Consider the following 17,653-nt stretch of genomic DNA (forward strand, 5'->3'; position numbering starts at 1 on the left):
TGATTTACACCAATTGCACGGATTAAGCCCGGACATCGTCGCGGACGGAACCGTCAAAACCGCGCCCGTGCCCCGTTCGCGTCAGCCGCGCGAATCTCAGCGAAAGCGTCACCGCGGCAACCGCCAGCGCCAGCGCCAGTGCAATCCAAACTCCCACCGGCCCGCCGTCGCCGCGCACCCCGTAAAAATACCCCAGCGGCAACGCGACCACCCAATAGGCGACAAATGTGACCACCGTCGGCACCTTCACATCGGTCAGCCCGCGCAGCATGCCCGCGCCCACGACTTGCACGCCGTCGAAAATCTGGAACACCGCCGCCACCAGCAAAAGCTGCGCCGCCAGCGCGGTCACCGCCGCGTCCTGTTTGAACCAACCCGCGATCATCCACCGTCCCAGCGAAATCACCAGGGCCGTGAACGCCATCCAGAGCACGCACATCGCCATCGCGCCAAACCCCACCGTGCGCACACGCTCGCGCTCGCCCGCGCCCGCGCACTGCCCCACCCGGATCGACGCCGCCGTCGCCAGCCCCAGCACAAACATGAACGTGAACGCCGCGCAATTCATCGCGATCTGGTGCGCCGCGATCGGATCGACGCTGTTGAACCAGCCCATCATCACCGCCGCCGCCGCAAAGGCGACACTCTCAAACAGCAACTGCCCCGAAGTCGGCACGCCGATGCGCAGCATCGCCATGACCCGCGAGCCCTTCGTCGCAAAAAACCAGCGCGCCGGCCACGCCTCGCGCGCGGCATCATCCGCGGCGCCCGCCGCCGCCGCGCGCCTCAACCACCAGAACAATGCGGACGCCGCCGCCACGCGCGAAATCAACGTCGCCCAACCCGCGCCCACAAGCCCCAGCCTCGGCGCGCCCAAGTTGCCGTAAATCAGCACCCAGTTCAGCGCCACGTTCAAAAACACGCATGCGATCAAAATAAACATCGGCTCCCAGGGCCGCCCCATCGCCTCGGAATACTGGCGCAACACCTGAAAAATCATCACTGGCGCGAGCGACACCGCCACGATGCGGAAATACGCCCCCGCCGCCGCCACGACCGCCGCGGGCTGGTCGAACAAATGCAACCGGTAACTCAACACAAACAACCCCGCCATCTCGATCGCGCAAAACACAACCGCCATCAACAGCCCGTGCCGCAGCAGCTCGCCGCACTCGCGCGGATTGTTCTCGCCGTGCGCGCGCGCCACCAGCACCGGCACCGACGCCAGCAGCCCGATCGCCGCGATGTAGAACATGTTGAAAATATTGCCCGCAAACGCCGAGGCCGCGAACGACACCTTGTCCCCGATGAGACTGATCATGTAGCTGTCCGTGATCCCCATCGCGATCTGCCCCACCTGCCCGGCAATGATCGGCACCGCGAGCAGCAACGTGCCGCGCGCCTCCGAAAGATACGACTGTGCCCTGGATGCCATGCTTGGAACCGGCGAACCATGCAACCGCGCGCGCGCAACGCAATTATTAACTGGAATGCGGATCGCCGCGATGCCGCCCCCCCGGCGCGCAACCTCAATCCTTCGGATTGCACAAATCCTCATACGCCTGCGCATACGAGGCAATGGTCAGGGGCACCAGCAGATACACACCGACTAGGAACAACAGCAACCCAAGGCATGAAATCAACCCCGCCAAAACCATCAGCAGCAAAAACCGCCAGAACTGCGCGCCAATAACACGCCTGCTCACCTTCATCGCATCCCTCCAGTCGAGATTTTTGTCGATGATCAGCGGAAACACAAAGTTGAGCACCACCGAAATGTAAAGCACCACGGCCATGCCCGCCAATCCGCCGACCACCGCCATCACCAAACCCACCGGGGATTGCAGAACCGCCCCGATCACAACAAAAACATAAATCGGCAGCATGCACGCGAGCACGATCCCAAAAATCGCCAGATTGCCCACGATCAGCGGCGCGGTCATGCGCGAAAAACCCACAAACACATCGGAAAGCTGTCTTTGCTGCCCGCGCATTTTTCCCAAGTAATAATAATAAATTCCCGCCATGCCCAACCCCGTGGCGATCAGCGCGCCAAACGGCACCGCGTTCATCAGCAGCAACGTCAGCAGCGTCACGCCGAGTATCGGCCCGAAATCCGATTTATAAAACGCCCACCCGCGCGAAATGCAGCCGATGACGTCGAGCGGCTTTGCGCGCGCGATCAAATCCGCCGCATACGCCTCGGCGTCGATTGTGACCGGGGTTTTTCTGGCCGACTCGGGCAGCGGTGGCGGTGCTTCATTCTCCGCGAATTCCGGAAAGGCCGCCAGCGTTTGCCACTCGGGCGAATCCGCCCTCCGCGCCTTCGTCTGCAAAACCGCGCGCCCCTCGTTCAGCCACGCCTTAACCGTGGCCGCGTCCACCGGCCCATACTCAACACCATCGCTGCCAAGGATAATAAACATGCGTGTAAATTTGAAAATTTGTTAAAATGGCGCAACTTGTTTTTTCAATATTTACCATTAGCCAACCGCTTCCGCCTCAAATTTGAAATCGAACGGAAATATTGGCAACGATTTGACTAGCCATCCTTGTCACTGCGTTTGTTCGTGTTTGTTTCTGAATCCACCGGCGCAGCCGAATCCGTTTTCTTGTCCTTCTGCAAATCTTCCCAAAATGCCAAAAGAAGCTTCCCACTTGCATGATCGGGATGTCCTCCGCCTAAATCTTTAAGCAATGCTGATTTTCTCCCCCCTAAAAACCCGAACGCATTGCGAATCCACATGCCCCACCCAAAATGTAAACGGATTAGATCATCTTTCTTCATTGATCTAATCTGTTCGATTTCATCGGAACTCATGATCTTTCGCAGTGTGCTTATGGCTTCAGTTTCGGTTTTCGGTATGGGGAGAGCCTTGTCAAATCGACAATCCCATTCGGCGGATGGACGAAAAACATACTCCTTTCCCGCCAGTTTATTTTGAAAAACCAATTCCCCTTCTTTTTTCGACAACTTTACAACAATACCGCTGTTTGTTTTGAATTTAATATATTTTTTATTGATGCGAGCCTTGTATATGTCGGATCTTCGAATTCCGTCAAAAAGTGTCTGACTCTCAATTTTTCCATTGGGCAAAAGCAGCACCCTCCAAGGATAATCATACTTGTCTTCCGGGACATGCGTCCACGACTTGACTGGAGCCTCGGCTTCCGCATGGCAGGCAATAAACAAAAACAAACACAACCATTTCAATAGTTTCATATTATTTAAACGGGTTTGGCTTAATTCTGCCTCAAATTATAAACTTCCATCACCGACCGTCGCGAAAGCACGACGATGGTGAAGACGCCGAGCAGCGTTCCTATCGGCATGTTCAGGCAATTAAGCCCGGACACCACCAGGGAAAACACGCGGTTCCGTCGCGCCTTGATACAGCCCGCCGAAAGCAAATTGAGCACCATCGACACCACCACAAGCACTGCACCAATTACATAAAACCATTTGAACATATCAAAAAAGCCCTCCGGCGGCGCGCTCCCGCCTTGCGCGTTTTCCCACATTTCGGGATTCGAGAAAAACATCCGCATAAACGCGTAATGCATGCCGATGAAGCCTAGCCAAAGGAAGCCCAGCCCGGCGTTCACATAGTGGCAAATCACCAAAGCCCGCAAATGGCCGTCATCTGTTTTACTTTGCTCGGGGAACAAGGGCGGGGGCGTGTTCATGCAAAACATATTTCCCGCCTCGCCTTCCCGGAGCAAGCCTTCCATGCGGCAAACATTTCTCGCGCATTTCCCCGCCACATCACGTCGCGCCCGTGGAAAAATAGGCTGCGGCGCTCCGCATAACCATGCGCTCACTTTGCCTTCACCATCCACGCCAATGAGCGACTCCTCCAACTCTCCGCCAGCACATTGGAACCTGCTTGTTGTTCATTATGAAGTCACAATTTTGTCATGCTTAAAGGCACACTGCTCGAAATACTGTGCACGCGGGCATTGCCTCCCCATGCGCCGTGGAAAGAGCACCCTCCAAACCCAGCTCGCCTGAAAACACAAAGGTGTGCCGGCGGCTAACCGAGGAAAACAAGGCTCGCGCCGCGCGCATCCGCGCACTCACTGTTTTCCCTTCACTCCGCCAACATGATCGGACTCTCCAACCCGCACTCGCCGGAGGACATGCCTCCGCCGCCAGAGCCGCCGCCTTCGCACGCGCCGCGGCTGGCCGCGCGCATCTTCGCCGAGGGCGGCTGGCTCCAGTCCGGGCACGACCTCGAGCACCGTCCGCAGCAGGAAACCATGGCGCGCGCCGTCGCCGCGGCCATGCGGGACGACGAACCGCTCCTCTTCGAGGCCGGCACCGGCGTCGGCAAATCGCTCGCCTACCTCCTGCCCGGCATCATCCACGCCGTCGACCAGTCGCGCCAGCTCGTCGTCTCCACGCACACCATCGCGCTTCAGGAACAGCTTGAGAAAAAGGACATCCCTCACTGCCGCGGCATCTTTTCCTCGCGCCCGGAGCTCAAAAAATACGCCGATTTCAAAAGCGCCGTCCTCGTCGGCAAATCCAACTACCTGTGCACCACGCGACTCGCCGCCGCGCTCAAGGACAAGCACGAGCTCTTCTCCACGCCCGAGCACGACGAACTCCGGCGCATCGCCGAATGGGCCGACACCTCACGCGACGGACTCCGCCACGAACTCAACCCGCCGCCCTCGCCCGACGTCTGGGAAATGGTCAACGCCGACTCGTCCGCCTGCGCGCGCAAATATTGCGATTGCGAAAAATGCTTCTACCAGCGCGCCCGCGCCCGCATCGCCAAGGCCAATCTCATCATCGTCAACCACGCGCTCCTCTTCGCCCTCATCAACGCCGGCGGCGCGCGCGAAAAGGGCGGCGCGACGCGCGGCATCCTTTTTCCCGACGACTTTGTCGTGCTCGACGAGGCGCACACCGTGCCCGGCGTCGCCACCGACCACTTCGGCATGCGCCTCTCCAGCTACGGCGTGGACCGCATGCTCAAATACCTCTACAACCCGAAAAACAAACGCGGCCTCCTCGTCAAACTCCGCGCCCCGCTCGAAACCCTCCAGCTCGTCAGCGACGCCATCGAGGCCGCGCACCAGTTTTTCTCGCACATCGCCGAGCGCGTCCTCGCCCAGCGCGCCATCGTCCGCGTGCGCGAGCCAGGCATCGCCGAGCCTTGGCTCAACCCGCCCCTCCAGGCGCTCATCAAGGCCGTGCGCACTTACGCCGACAAATTCGACGACAACGGCGAGGCCGGTCGCGCCCGCGAGGAACTTTTGGAGCAATACCGCAAGCTCAACACCTGCCTCTCCACGCTGCGCGACTTCCTGAAACTCTCCGACGACGAATCCGTTTACTGGGTCGAGCGCACGGGCCGCCGCCACACCATCGTCACCCTCCGCAACGCCCCCATCGACATCGCCCCCGCGCTCCGCGAAACGCTCCTCGAGCGCAACACCTCCGTGCTCTTCACCAGCGCCACGCTCGCCATGGGCGGCGCCATCGAGCCCTTCCAGCAACGCATCGGCGCGACCGGCGTGCGCTGGGCCGTCGAAAAATCGCCCTTCGACTTCGAGCGCCACATGCGCGTCTTCGCCGCGACCGACATCCCGCTTCCCTCGCCCAAGGACGCGCGCCTCGCGCTCGACGCGCTCATCGACTACCTGCGCCACTGCACGCTGCGCGTCCCCGGCGGCTCGCTCGTGCTCTTCACCAGTTACGCCGACATGCGCGCCGCCGCGCAGGCGCTCGCGCGCGATTTCACCGACCACGCGCGCCCCTTTCTCATGCAAGGCGACGGACGCTCGCGCACCGAGCTCGCTCGCCTCATGCGCGAGGCGGGAAACGCCATCCTCTTTGGCACCGACTCGTTCTGGACGGGCATCGACGTGCCCGGCCCCGCGCTCTCGCAAGTCGTCATCACGCGCCTGCCCTTCGAGGTGCCCACGCACCCCGTGCTTGAGGCGCGCGCCGAATGGATCCGCAACCGCGGCGGCAACCCCTTCAACGAACTCACGCTGCCCGACGCGCTAATAAAATTTCGCCAGGGAGTGGGCCGCCTCATCCGCACCGCCGCCGACCGCGGTGTCGTCACCCTGCTCGACTCGCGCCTCCACGCCAAAACCTACGGACGCCTCTTTCTCGAATGCCTGCCCCAGCGCCGCGTCACGCGCATGACGCGCGAAAACCGCGACGACGCATTTCTTCCGTTTGAGTGATTGTCACCCATTCGCATTCCCCGGCATAAACCGATCCGGGACGAATCTTGCGGAGTCGGGCGGAGCTCGAAAACATGCGCCTTCATCCGCACAAACAACAAAAAGAAAAATCATCTTTTATTTGCCGCGGAATACCCTCACAGTTTTTTGCACATTACCTACATATGCAGATCCGTAGCGCAGCAGCCACTGACATTGGAAAAGTCCGCCGCGCAAACGAAGACCGCTTCGTTTGCGACGACGCGCTGCATCTCTACGGCGTGGCGGATGGCATTGGCGGATTGCCCGGCGGCGCGGAGGCCGCCCAGATAGCCGTCACCACCCTGCGCAAGGAAATCACCGCCATGCCCGACGGAGCCATCCCCGACCTCGTGCCCGCCACTCGCCGCATTAACCAGGCGGTTTGTTCGCTGGCCGCGAAAATCAGCCCGATCGGCATGGGCACCACGCTCACCTACGCGGTTTTGCGCGAAAACCAATTCTGCCTCGCGCACGTCGGCGATTCCCGCTGCTACCGGATACGCGGCGGCAAGCTCACCCCGCTCACGATGGATCACACCGTCGAAAACGACGCGCGCCGCCGCGCCGCCGCCGGATACGCGGGTTACAACGAGGCGCAGCGAAAATCGCTCACCCGTTGCATAGGCCAGCAAGGATATCCGGAAGTCGACACGCTCCAGCTTCCCCTCCAGGCAAACGACCGCTATTTTTTCTGCAGCGACGGCATCAACAAGGCCATCAACGAACTTGAGCTCGCCGTCATGCTGACAAAGGACGACGCGCCCGCCGACATCCTCGCCCGCCTCATCGACACCGCCAACGAACGCGGCGGCCGCGACAACGCCACCTGTGTGCTCGTGCAAGTGGACGCGCTTTGAGCGCCGGCTCCCGCCATTCCCGGCGCGCTCGGCGAGCGCGCCCCACCCGCGAAAGATCAAAGTTCATTCGGACAGACCCCGGAATTTTCCCGGTTTTGATTGTCTCATGAAAATGCCTTTGGGTAGGGCGAACCCTCCGGGTGAGCCGAGAATGTCGCGGCTTACCCGGAGGGTTCGCCCTACCTCAAAATGCGACAAAATATAGCGAGGGTGCGCTATTTCGTCTTTGCCGGGGCGGCTTTGTCGCGGGCCATGTCGGCGGCAAATATCTCCACGGCGGCAACGGACATCAGCTTGTTGCTGTGACCGGCGCCGGGGACGGTTTGCCTCTTCCAATTAAAGGGAGCGTCGCTTTTTTTTGCGGCGTTTTGGCAGAAGTCGAAAAAGTAGTTTCCACGCGCGAAGCGATTGTCGCCCTGCTCGTAGGCCTGGGGCGCGCGCGGGAGGCTTGAGTGGTTGGGATCGTTGTCCTTCTCGCCGAGCAAAACCACCATCGGCACAGCCAGGTATTGGCGAAGCGAATCCTTGGGAATGTTCGTGTCCTTGATGCCGTAGGGCCATTCCTTCGTGAAATCAGGCACGGTGTAGAAACCGGCATTGGCGCTGACGGCGAGCCGCACGCGGGCCTCGGGCAGCATCAGCAGCAGGCGATGGACAAATTGCGCGCCGGCACTGTGCCCGTAGAGGTAGTATTTCCGGACATCGGTTTTTTCGCGGCGGGTTTTGAAATCATCAAAGATTCTTTCGATGATTGTGTAGCTCCACTTCGACTTCGGGTTGACCCGCTTGTCGGGCAGCATGTAGTTGCCGAGATTATAGGCCTCGCTGCCGGGGAAGTCCTTCTTGGAAAACTCGGGTGCCAGAAGCATGAAACTCTTTGCCTGCGCGTGGCGTATCCACGAATCGCGATAACTTTTACCGTTGCGCCCCATCCCGTGCATGATGATCACGACCGGAGTCCGCGCGTTGAAATCCGCCGGCTTGTAATACCACACGGTGAGCGTCTTGCCGGTTTCGCGGTCCTCGTGCCGGTATTCGCCCGGCCCCGTTTCCAATGCAAAGGCGGTCGCGGCGTTGAAACAAATCACAACGGCAACCAGTGCCATAATCTGAAGGCGGAGCATGCGACTGCGGGGGGAAGTATGAGGTTTTTTCATGAACGGGGATGTTTTCAAGATGCGGCCAATTCGACGGTGACGTGACGAGCTTTTTCGATTTATTTTTTTTACACGGAAAGGCGGTTTGGCGGTTTATTGCGCGGCATTCGCCTCCGCCGGTTCGCGCAGTTCTTTTTCCAGCGTCAGGTAGTCCGGTTTGCCGGAGCCGAGCACGGGCACGGCGCGCTCAATCAGCACGCGCGGCACTTGCAACTCGTCCAATCCCTTTTCCTTCGCCTTGGCGAGCAGCTCGGAGCGTTGCGGGTTTTCCTGGTCCGTCACGAGCACGATCTCCTCGCCTTTTTGCGGATGGTTGCGCGAGATCGCCGCGTGCAGCGCCTCCGGCCAGGTCGCCGAGGCGAGCTCCTCGACCGCCGCCAGCGACACCATTTCGCCGGCGATTTTTGCAAAGCGTTTCGCGCGGCCGATGATCGTGACGTAACCTTCGTCGTCCACGTCCACGATGTCGCCCGTGTCATACCAGCCGCCGGGCGGCGGCACGAGCACGCCGGGATTTTCCACGAGCAGATAACCGAGCATCACGTTCGGGCCGCGCACCCAGAGGCGTCCGCCGTGCTCGATGCCGGGCACGGGATCGAGCCGCCATTCCAGGCCGGGCAGGAACATGCCCACGGAGCCGGGGCGGTTATACATGGGCGTGTTCAGGCAAATGCCGGGCGACGCCTCGGTCGAGCCGTAGGCCTCGAATATGCGCGCGCCGAATTGCTCCGAGTAAAACTGCCGCACCTCGGTCTTCAGCTTTTCCGCGCCGCTCACGATGTAGCGCACGGAGAACAGGTCGTAGGGATGCGCGCGGCGCGCGTAGCCGGCGAGAAATGTGTTCGTGCCGAAAATGAGCGTCGCGTTTGTCTGGTAGATCATTTCCGGAATGATGCCGTAGTGCAGCGGCGTCGGATACATGAACGTGGGCGTTCCGTTCAGGATCGGCGCGACCACGCCGCCCGTCAGCCCGAACGCGTGAAAGATCGGCAGGGCGCTGAAAAAGCGGTCGGAACTCGTGATGTCCACGCCGGCGAGCAACTGCTGGTAATTCGAAATCAGGTTGCGATGCGAAAGCACGACGCCCTTCGGCGTGCCCGACGAGCCCGAGGTGAACAGGATGACGGCGGGCTTGTCCGCGAGCACGGATTCGTCGTAGCGCGCAAACCGCTCGATCGTCTTCACCAACCGCGAACGCGCGTTCGCGAGCATGTCGTAGAGCCGCTGGCGTCGCGCCGCCGCGCCGCTCAGCGCGGGGGCGTTTGCAGTGTCGTTTGATGTGACGGGCGGCACCGGCATCGGCGGCGTGGTCCTGCCGGTCTGGTAAACATTTCCCGAATGGTTGCGCGCGAACAATTCCTCCGCCGCGCGGCGCTCGCGGCTCGTGGCCACCCAGCGCGCAGCGCGCAGGTAAAACGGCAGTCGCAGGTAGTCGCCGAAATTGCGCTTCGCCGCGTCCTCAAGGTAGCGCACTTCGACGCCGCACTCGAGCATCGCGTCAACCAAGTGCTGCAGTTTTCCAACCTCGATGAATTTGCGCGCGGTCCACACCACGCGAATCCGCGCGCACTCGCACGCCGCCTTGATGCTCGCCGGGCCCGCCGAGTAGTTGAGCATCGCGCACACGCGCCCCATCGACTGCACGCCGAAAAACGCGCACACCGCCGCGGAGCTGGTCGCGATCAAGAGGCCGATCGGATCGCCCGCCTTCGTGCCGACGCACATTTTCCGGCCGAGAAACAAACTCGCCGCGAGCAGCTTCCGGTAGCTGATCGGCCTGAAATTCGTGTCGTCGAGAATCGGCACCTTGTGCCCGTGGCGCAGCGCCGCCTCGATCACGCTGCGGAAGAGCGTGCGCCCGCAGTCCGCCGTCGCCACGTTGATCTGCACGAGGATGTCGTAGAGCTCGCGCGCCATGTGCGCGCGCCCGTCGCGTCCGTGAAGCCCCTCGGGCGGGTGAAATTTGCGCGGCGGCAAAATGCTGATGGTGATTTTCGGGAACCAGCGGCGGCGGAATTTTCCGCTCATGCGCGAGAAGATCGTGTGCACCGCGCCGTCGATCTGCACGGGGATCAAGTCCGCGTTGGCCTTGTCCGCGATCAATCCCGGCCCCTCGTAGACCTTCATGATTCCGCCCGTCACGGTGAGCCGCCCCTCGGGGAAAATCGCGATCGGCACGCCCGTGCGCGCGAGCGCCGTGAGCGCCTTGATCGCCATCGGCTTGGTCGGATCGACCGGGTAAACATTCACCAGTCGCAAAAACGGTTTCAGCCACCACTTCGCCGCCCAGTCCGGGCTGATCGCAAACGTCGGCCGCACCGGCAGGAACGCCGTCAGAAGCACCGAGTCGAGAAACGACGTGTGGTTGGCGATGATCACGCGCCGCTTGCCCGCCTCGTCGAAGTGCTCCAGCCCGCGCACCTCGACCTTGAAGCACGCCTTGAGCAGCCAGCGCAAAAACGTGTGCAGCACCGCCTCCGGCACCAGCGCGATGATGTAGATCGCGATCACGGCGTTGACGATTGCGAGCAACAGAATCAACAGCGACGCGCTCGCGCCGAGCTTGAAAAGCACCCCGCACACAATCGCGACGACCGCCATGAAAAACGCGTTGATGACATTGTTCGCCGCGATGATCCGCGAGCGATACGCGGGCGGCGACCAGAGCTGCATGAGCGCGTAGAGCGGCACGCTGAAAATACCGCCGCACACCGCCACGCCGAGCAAATCCACGCAAAGCCAAAGGCCCGTGAACGAGAAAAACGTGAACGTCTCCGTCTCATACCGGTCGCCGATGCCCGCGGTCAGCAGCGCCGCGTGCACCATGAAAACCGAGATCGCCAGCCCCGCCAGCGGCACGTAGGTCGCGGACGGTTTTCCGCCGAGCAGGCGGTTGCAAAACATCGACCCCGCGCCCACGCCCACGGCGAAGATAATCAGCATCGCCGTCACCGTGTGGTTGTCCGAGTGCAACTGCGTCTTCACAAACGGCAGCGTGAGGTTGATCCAGAACGCGCCGATGAGCCAGAACCACGAGATGCCCAGGATCGCCAAGAAAATACGCCGCCGCCGCGACGTGAAAACCAGCAGGTCGCGCGTGGACGTGAAAATGTTGCGGTCGATTTTCAGGCCGGGCGTCTCCGAGGGAGCCTGTGGAATGAAATGGCTCGCCCCCCAGCCGACCAGCGCGCACGCGACCAGCCCGGCGCTCACGATATACGCGCCGCCCTTCACCATGATCAGCACGCCGCCGAGCAGCGTCCCGCCGATGATGGCGACATACGTGGCCGCCTCAAAAATCGCGTTGCCACCCACCAGCTCGCTCTCCCGCAGATGATGCGGCAGCAAACTGTATTTGAGCGGCCCGAAAAAGGTCGATTGCACCGCCAGAAAAAAAATCGTCGCGAACAGCATCCACGCCACGCCCATGATCAGCGCCGCCGAGCCGAAGGCCACGATCACGATTTCGCACAGCTTGTTGATGCGCACCAACCGCGACTTCTCAAGCTTGTCCGACAACTGCCCCGCGAACGCCGAGAACAAAAAATACGGCAGCGCGAACAACACCGCGATGACCTGGGTGACCACGGCGACGTTCCAGCCGTGCGTCACCGCGAACTGAAACGTGGCGAGAATGGCAAAGGCGTTCTTGAAAAAATTGTCGTTAAACGCCCCGAAAAATTGCACGACAAAAAGCGGCAAAAAACGGCGGGTGCGAAGAAGGTTCAGGCTGCTCGAGGGCTGTGACATGCGAAAGTGTGTGATATGAAGTGCTGGCAAAGCGGAGAGTCACGCCCGAAAAACCAGCCGACGCAAGGCTGCGCAACGATTGGAAAAACACAAAGCGTGGATTAATGCGGCGGCAAAATGGCGGGGCAAACGCGCAAATAAACGCGCTTTCCCGTTTGACGAACGCGGCCCCTTGCGTCTGTTCATTCACCCTCAATTCGCGCATAACAGCGCGCAAAAAAGATGAACCGGGTTTACATCAAGACATACGGATGCCAGATGAACGAGCGCGACAGCGAGGCGGTCGCGGCGATGTTGCGCGCCCGGGGCTACCGCATCGTGCGGAGCGAGGACGAGTGCGACATCATGCTGCTGAACACGTGCAGCGTGCGCGACGCCGCCGAGCAGAAAGCCATCGGCAAGGCGTCCTACATGCGGGGCCGCAAGCGCCGCAATCCCGACTTCGTCCTCGGCATCCTCGGCTGCATGGCGCAGAACCGCGGCGCCGCGCTGCTCGACAAACTGCCCGACGTCGACCTGGTCATCGGCACGCAAAAGTTTCACCAGGTGCCCGGTTATCTCGACAACATCCGCGCCGCGCGCGAAGCGGGCCTGCCCGTCGGCGAAACCATCGTGGACATTGCCGAGGAGGCCGGCTCCCAGAACACGATCAAGGATCACCGCGTGTTCGACTCGGACGAAGCCGGCGAAAAACAAGTGAGCGCGTTCGTCTCGATCCAGCAGGGCTGCAACATGGATTGCGCGTTTTGCATCGTGCCAAAAACGCGCGGCGACGAACGCTCGCGCCCGATGGACGACATCGTGGAGGAATGCCGGCGGCTTGCGGAGCGCGGCGTGCGCGAGATCACCCTGCTCGGCCAGATTGTGACGAGCTACGGGCGTCGCGATTACACGCACACCGGCGGCATTTCGCCCTTCGTGCAACTGCTTGAGCGCGTGCACGCCGTCGACGGCATCGAGCGCATCCGCTTCACCTCGCCGCATCCGCGCGGGTTCAAGCAGGACTTGGTCGACGCCTTCGCGCCGGGCCGCATGCCGAAACTTTGCGAGCAAGTGCACCTGCCCATGCAATCGGGCAGCGAGCGCATCCTCAAGGCGATGAACCGGCCTTACTCACCCGCGCGCTACAAGGAAATCGTCGATTCGCTGCGCGCGGCAAACCCCGGCATTTATTTTTCAACCGACGTGATCGTCGGTTTCCCCGGCGAAACGGACGAGGACTTCGAGCAAACGCGCGAACTCTTCGAGGCATGCAATTATGACATGGCCTATGTATTCAAATATTCGATACGCACGGGCACGCCCGCCGGCGCGCTCGCCGGCCAGGTTCCCGACGAGGTGAAGGAGCGTCGCAACCAAATCCTGCTCGACATCCTGCACCGCAATTCCCTCCGCCGAAACGAGTCGCTTGTCGGCACCGTGCAGGAGGTGCTCGTCGAGGGGCGCGACAAGACCGGCCTCCACTTCACCGGCCGCACGCGCGGCAACCGCGTCGCGATATTCGACACGCAGCCGCACCGCGTCGGCCAGCTCGTGCCGCTCCGCATTGAGCGCGCCACGGTAAGCTCGCTCTACGGCCACCTCGCCTGATACCAACGCGCGTTCAAAACGGCGCAAAAAGCGCCCCGGAGCGGCGATCTCCAGGTCGCCGGACGCGACGAAGTCGCGCCCTTTGAGTTATGCGAACGATCTTTTTGCGAGGCGCGTTGCGCCTCGTCCGGCGGCCTGGAGACCGCCGCTCCGCTGCAAGCGTAATTCACTCCCTTACTTTGGATTGCACCCAGTGACGCCCCTACGACGCCAATTTGTTTGCGCGTTGGAATGAGCGCGCCGTGTTGGTGGCGCGGCCACGGCGGTTTCAGGGAACGACCGCGCCGTGTTGTTCGAGCAACGCGCGAACCTCCCCGAAGGGAACGTCGAGCGGCTGGCATTTTTTCCTCGCGGCCAGCGCCGCGATTGCGCCGGCGGCCTGCCCCATCGCCATGCACGGGGCCTGGACGCGGAAGCCGGAGTTGGCCAGCCGGTCACTGCCGACCGAGCGACCCGCGACGAGAATGTTTTTCCCGCCCTTCGGTATCAACGCGCGCCGCGGAATCGTCGGCACGGTTCCCTCTCCTAGCTGCTCGGGACGCACGCCGGTTTTTGTGTGCAGGTCAACCGGGTAAAACGCATTGCACACCGCGTCGGGGAATTTTCGCCCGGAGCGGTAGTCATCGACGGTCACGTTGTATTCCGCGTCGATTCTCCAGCTTTCGCGGATGGACACCTCCGGCATCAAATGCGTGAGCTTTGCCTTCTCCGGCGTCTTTTCCCTGATCGCGCGCAGGCGTTTCAAAACGGAACTCCGCGCCCGCTGGTTGTCGCGCGTTCGCGTGAGCGCCGACGAGGAGTCCGCGCCATGAACATAAATCGCGCGGGTTTTGTCGCGCCCAGGAATGAAGCCGCTCCCCGCCTTGTATAAAATCGAGCCCGGCTGGGTTTCATTTTCACGGAGCCGCGCCAACCCGGCCATGCCCGCAATGTCGGCGCCGCCGGTGGCGTCGACGAGCTGGCGCGCGCGAATCGTGCGGCAGACTCCCGGCCCGGCGGTGGCGACAACCCAGCCGTCCGGCTCCGCGCGTATGCCCGCGGGAAACTCGTAATAACAAAGCTCCGCGCCCGCGCCCAGCACCGCCTCCTCCGCGAGAAGCGCGTATAAATGTTGATTGATCCTGATCTGGTGCTGCCAGTGTTTGCGACCCTCGTAGGGCACCGTGAAATCCGGAATGGGATCGCCGTCAAACTCGGCCGCCTTTTTGACAAGCTCCCAGCCAAACCCTCCGATGATCTGCCTGCCCCATGCGTGAAAGATGCCCGGCCAGGCCACGCCGCCGAGCGTCATGGTTCCGCCAAGCATGGACGAGCGTTCGACAAGCAAGGTCTTCGCCCCGGCGCGCGCCGCCTGAATGGCCGCGACATGCCCCGCCGTGCCGCCGCCGACAACCAGGACATCGACCTCGTTTTCCAGAAACTGCGTGCTGGCCGATTGTCGCTCAAGCGCCCCGGGCAACGCGTTTTTTCCGGACGCGCTTTTCGCGCCAAACGCAATGCTCGCCCACGCAACCGCGCCGGCGCCAAGGCCGGTTTGCAAAAAAGTTCGCCTCGAAAGATTATTAACAGGGTCAGTCATGGTGATGATGGGGGTTGTTCGTTTCTTTGTCGCATCCGGGACAATAGACGGCGACCGGCCGCTGTCCATCCATCATCTGAAATTTTGCGAGACGCGCCTCAATGCAAGAGCGCGTCCGTCCAGTTGACAGTCCACCAAAACATTCGGCGACAATGCGCACCAATTGCGCAGTCTTTGCCTCATCCGCACCTTTCCCAAAACCAAAAATGAAAACACGCACCCTTCTCATCGCCGCGCTCTGCGCATTTATCGTTCCCGTCGCGCTCGGCGCGTCCAACGCCGGCAAGCGTTATCCGTCGGAAATGCGCACCATGACCGACCGCGTCACCGGAGCCACGCTCACCGTGCTCACCGCGTCCAGCTTCAGCGACGCCAAGCCCTATCAGACGCACGACACCTGGACGGCCGACGGCAACTGGATCATCTTCCGCTCCACGCGCGACGGCGCCAAAAACGGCCAGATTTTTGTCGTGAGCGAAATCACCGGCGACATCATCCAGCTCACTGACGATCCCGCCACCAACACCGGCTCGATCAATCTTTCGCGCAAGGAAATGAAGCTCTTCTACTCGCGCGGCGGTCCGCGCCGCCTGCCGCCCGGCTCGGTGACCACGCTGGAAGCCCCGAGGCCTCTCCAAGTCATCGAGCTCAACATCGGCGACCTCATCGCCGACAGCATGGCCGGCGAACTGAAAGCTCCCGAAACCTACGAGCGCATTGTCGTCACGCTTCCCGGCGATGTGCGCGACGGCGGTCTCGCGCTCGACGCCGACGAGACGCGCCTCTACTGGGGCGTCAACTACGCGAAACCCGACCTGCAGGCGCGCCAGCGCCAGGCTGCCGCCGCGCGCGACTCCAAGGGCGCCCGCCAGATCGACAAAAGCAACACCGACCCGAAAGTTGACCGCGAAGCCAACCGCAAGCGCTTCGCCGAGGCGGGCAAGGGCGACTGCGGCATCAAGATGATCGACATCGCCACCGGCAAAATCACCGACGTCATCAAAGTCCCCTTCCGCCTCGGCCACCTGCAGGCCAACCCGTGGACGCCCGGCGAAATCATCTATTGTCACGAAACCACCGGTGACGCCGTGCAGCGCATCTGGGCCTGCAACGCCGACGGCTCCAACAATCGCCCCATCTACGTCGAAACCGACGACGAGTGGATCACGCACGAGACCGTGGCCGGCCCCGACGAACTCATATTCAACATCATGGGCCACCTCCCCTACCTTCGCGAACACCCGACCGGCATCGCCGTGATCAATCTCCGAACAAAAGAGATGAAACTGCTCGGCCAGGTCGAGGAGGACATGGGCAACGGCCAGCTCGGCGGCTTCTGGCACAGCAACGGCTCCCCCGACGGCAAATGGGCGGTCGGCGACACCTTCAAAGGCAGCGTTTACGCGATCAACCGCGCCACCGGCAAACGCACGATGCTCACCACCGGCCACAAAATGCGCCCCGACCACACGCACCCGATCGTGAGCAAGGACAGCAAGCGCGTGCTCATCCAGTCCGGCATGCTCACCAACGGCAAGGCCCTCAACCTGATGGTCGTCGCGCTGCCGGAAGAATAAGGGCGTTTGCGAACGAGCTTTACCCTTTGGGCGACGCCAATGGCGGGGCGGACGGCGGATTGTCGCGCGCGCCCGCATGAAAAATCTTCGCGGCTATGTCTTTTTCCCAATATAAAACACATAACCGTAATACGCTTTATACTTATTATATAGTTGGGTCTCGTGGCGCTGGTTTGATATAAATTCCCCGGCTGCTTTGTTGCCGGCGTGCTTTTTCAGGAACGCCTCCTGCGCGGCGACTTGCGGGGCGTAAAAGTGCTCCGTCCAGCAATTCTCCGGAAGGATAAATGTGGCGACGGGGACGTATCCGGCTTTTTGCATCTGGGCAACCTTGGCGGGAATCGTGTTTATCCCGGGATAGGCGTCGCGCCAAAACGCCTGAATCTCGTCAGGCCGCTCATCAGTGAACCACGAGACTTCCGTGACGGCGATGCAGCCGCCGGGCTTCAAAAAACGCCCCCACTCACTCAACCCGCGCTCAAAGCCGATGTTGTAAATCGCCCCTTCCGACCAGATCAGATCGAGCTCCGCGTCTTGAAACGGAAGGCTGTCCATCGAACCCGTGATGCCCTTCACCCGATCCTGAAGATTCAGCCTGGCGGCGTTGGCATTGAACCGGTCGACAAATGCGGGAAACAGATCGACGCCTGTGATGCGCCCCGGCGCGTTTTGCGCGAGCACCATCGTTTGCCCGCCCGTGCCGCAACCAATGTCCGCGATGCGGGATTTTTCGGTGAGGCCGTCTATAAAACTCAACGCCTTGATCGTCACCTCGGGGCTGCCGGGCCCCTGCCGCTCCACGCTGGAAAAGTATTCACAGATCAAGTTGAAATCGAATTCGTGGATGGATTTGTTTTCGTCGCTCATGGTTTTATGGTGATTTTTGGTATTGATAAAAAAATCGGAACTATGCCC

The 17,653-nt window shown here is 61.4% G+C and carries 12 protein-coding genes; 4 read left to right on the forward strand and 8 right to left on the reverse strand.

Annotated features, from left to right (window positions below; translation table 11 throughout):
- Nucleotides 1-22 precede the first annotated feature (22 nt).
- From M2447_RS08640 to M2447_RS08655, 4 genes are all read right to left on the reverse strand, one after another.
- Nucleotides 23-1,435 (reverse strand): MATE family efflux transporter, encoded by a 1,413-nt coding sequence (locus tag M2447_RS08640; RefSeq protein ID WP_277558276.1) that lies wholly within the window; start codon nucleotides 1,433-1,435, stop codon nucleotides 23-25.
- Between the two features lie 94 nt (nucleotides 1,436-1,529).
- Nucleotides 1,530-2,426, reverse strand: coding sequence for a hypothetical protein (locus M2447_RS08645; RefSeq protein WP_277558277.1), 897 nt, complete (start codon nucleotides 2,424-2,426; stop codon nucleotides 1,530-1,532).
- Between the two features lie 116 nt (nucleotides 2,427-2,542).
- Nucleotides 2,543-3,223 carry a DUF6794 domain-containing protein gene (locus tag M2447_RS08650; RefSeq protein WP_277509133.1) on the reverse strand — a complete coding sequence of 227 codons (681 nt, stop codon included), beginning with the start codon at nucleotides 3,221-3,223 and terminating at the stop codon, nucleotides 2,543-2,545.
- A gap of 20 nt (nucleotides 3,224-3,243) precedes the next feature.
- On the reverse strand, nucleotides 3,244-3,687 hold the full coding sequence (locus tag M2447_RS08655) for a hypothetical protein (protein WP_277558278.1): 444 nt from the start codon (nucleotides 3,685-3,687) through the stop codon (nucleotides 3,244-3,246).
- Nucleotides 3,688-4,104: 417 nt separating this feature from the next.
- Here M2447_RS08655 and M2447_RS08660 point away from each other — a divergent pair, with 417 nt between their 5' ends.
- Entirely contained in the window at nucleotides 4,105-6,207 is a 2,103-nt protein-coding gene (locus M2447_RS08660) for a helicase C-terminal domain-containing protein (protein ID WP_277558279.1), read from the forward strand.
- 164 nt (nucleotides 6,208-6,371) lie between these two features.
- Complete coding sequence (locus M2447_RS08665; protein ID WP_277558280.1) at nucleotides 6,372-7,085, forward strand: PP2C family serine/threonine-protein phosphatase; 714 nt, start codon at nucleotides 6,372-6,374, stop codon at nucleotides 7,083-7,085.
- Nucleotides 7,086-7,300: 215 nt separating this feature from the next.
- On the opposite strand, the gene M2447_RS08670 is transcribed toward M2447_RS08665, so the two are convergent.
- Together M2447_RS08670 and M2447_RS08675 are read right to left on the reverse strand one after the other, a co-directional pair.
- Entirely contained in the window at nucleotides 7,301-8,242 is a 942-nt protein-coding gene (locus tag M2447_RS08670; protein WP_277558281.1) for an alpha/beta hydrolase, read from the reverse strand.
- A 93-nt stretch (nucleotides 8,243-8,335) separates the two neighbouring features.
- A complete protein-coding gene (locus M2447_RS08675; RefSeq protein WP_277558282.1) occupies nucleotides 8,336-11,992 on the reverse strand; it encodes an MFS transporter in 3,657 nt (1,218 codons plus the stop codon).
- A gap of 222 nt (nucleotides 11,993-12,214) precedes the next feature.
- On the opposite strand from M2447_RS08675, the gene miaB reads away from it, so the two are divergent.
- Nucleotides 12,215-13,582, forward strand: coding sequence for a tRNA (N6-isopentenyl adenosine(37)-C2)-methylthiotransferase MiaB (gene miaB / locus M2447_RS08680; protein WP_277558283.1), 1,368 nt, complete (start codon nucleotides 12,215-12,217; stop codon nucleotides 13,580-13,582).
- Nucleotides 13,583-13,850: 268 nt separating this feature from the next.
- On the opposite strand, the gene M2447_RS08685 is transcribed toward miaB, so the two are convergent.
- Nucleotides 13,851-15,161 carry an FAD-dependent oxidoreductase gene (locus M2447_RS08685; protein ID WP_277558284.1) on the reverse strand — a complete coding sequence of 437 codons (1,311 nt, stop codon included), beginning with the start codon at nucleotides 15,159-15,161 and terminating at the stop codon, nucleotides 13,851-13,853.
- Between the two features lie 206 nt (nucleotides 15,162-15,367).
- On the opposite strand from M2447_RS08685, the gene M2447_RS08690 reads away from it, so the two are divergent.
- Nucleotides 15,368-16,738, forward strand: a complete 1,371-nt coding sequence (locus tag M2447_RS08690) for an oligogalacturonate lyase family protein (RefSeq protein WP_277509143.1) — start codon at nucleotides 15,368-15,370, stop codon at nucleotides 16,736-16,738.
- Nucleotides 16,739-16,831: 93 nt separating this feature from the next.
- On the opposite strand, the gene M2447_RS08695 is transcribed toward M2447_RS08690, so the two are convergent.
- Entirely contained in the window at nucleotides 16,832-17,605 is a 774-nt protein-coding gene (locus M2447_RS08695; RefSeq protein WP_277509145.1) for a class I SAM-dependent methyltransferase, read from the reverse strand.
- Between the last annotated feature and the right edge of the window lie 48 nt (nucleotides 17,606-17,653).

This window comes from Ereboglobus sp. PH5-10 (assembly GCF_029504735.1).
In the GTDB taxonomy this organism is placed as follows: domain Bacteria; phylum Verrucomicrobiota; class Verrucomicrobiia; order Opitutales; family Opitutaceae; genus Ereboglobus.

Excerpts from the sequence above, each read along its gene's own strand:
- M2447_RS08670 (WP_277558281.1), bottom strand. The coding sequence starts at position 8,242 with ATGAAAAAACCTCATACTTCCCCCCGCAGTCGCATGCTCCGCCTTCAG.
- M2447_RS08685 (WP_277558284.1), bottom strand. The coding sequence starts at position 15,161 with ATGACTGACCCTGTTAATAATCTTTCGAGGCGAACTTTTTTGCAAACC.
- M2447_RS08665 (WP_277558280.1), top strand. The coding sequence starts at position 6,372 with ATGCAGATCCGTAGCGCAGCAGCCACTGACATTGGAAAAGTCCGCCGC.
- M2447_RS08660 (WP_277558279.1), top strand. The coding sequence starts at position 4,105 with ATGATCGGACTCTCCAACCCGCACTCGCCGGAGGACATGCCTCCGCCG.
- miaB (WP_277558283.1), top strand. The coding sequence starts at position 12,215 with ATGAACCGGGTTTACATCAAGACATACGGATGCCAGATGAACGAGCGC.
- M2447_RS08645 (WP_277558277.1), bottom strand. The coding sequence starts at position 2,426 with ATGTTTATTATCCTTGGCAGCGATGGTGTTGAGTATGGGCCGGTGGAC.
- M2447_RS08650 (WP_277509133.1), bottom strand. The coding sequence starts at position 3,223 with ATGAAACTATTGAAATGGTTGTGTTTGTTTTTGTTTATTGCCTGCCAT.
- M2447_RS08640 (WP_277558276.1), bottom strand. The coding sequence starts at position 1,435 with ATGGCATCCAGGGCACAGTCGTATCTTTCGGAGGCGCGCGGCACGTTG.
- M2447_RS08695 (WP_277509145.1), bottom strand. The coding sequence starts at position 17,605 with ATGAGCGACGAAAACAAATCCATCCACGAATTCGATTTCAACTTGATC.
- M2447_RS08690 (WP_277509143.1), top strand. The coding sequence starts at position 15,368 with ATGAAAACACGCACCCTTCTCATCGCCGCGCTCTGCGCATTTATCGTT.
- M2447_RS08655 (WP_277558278.1), bottom strand. The coding sequence starts at position 3,687 with ATGAACACGCCCCCGCCCTTGTTCCCCGAGCAAAGTAAAACAGATGAC.
- M2447_RS08675 (WP_277558282.1), bottom strand. The coding sequence starts at position 11,992 with ATGTCACAGCCCTCGAGCAGCCTGAACCTTCTTCGCACCCGCCGTTTT.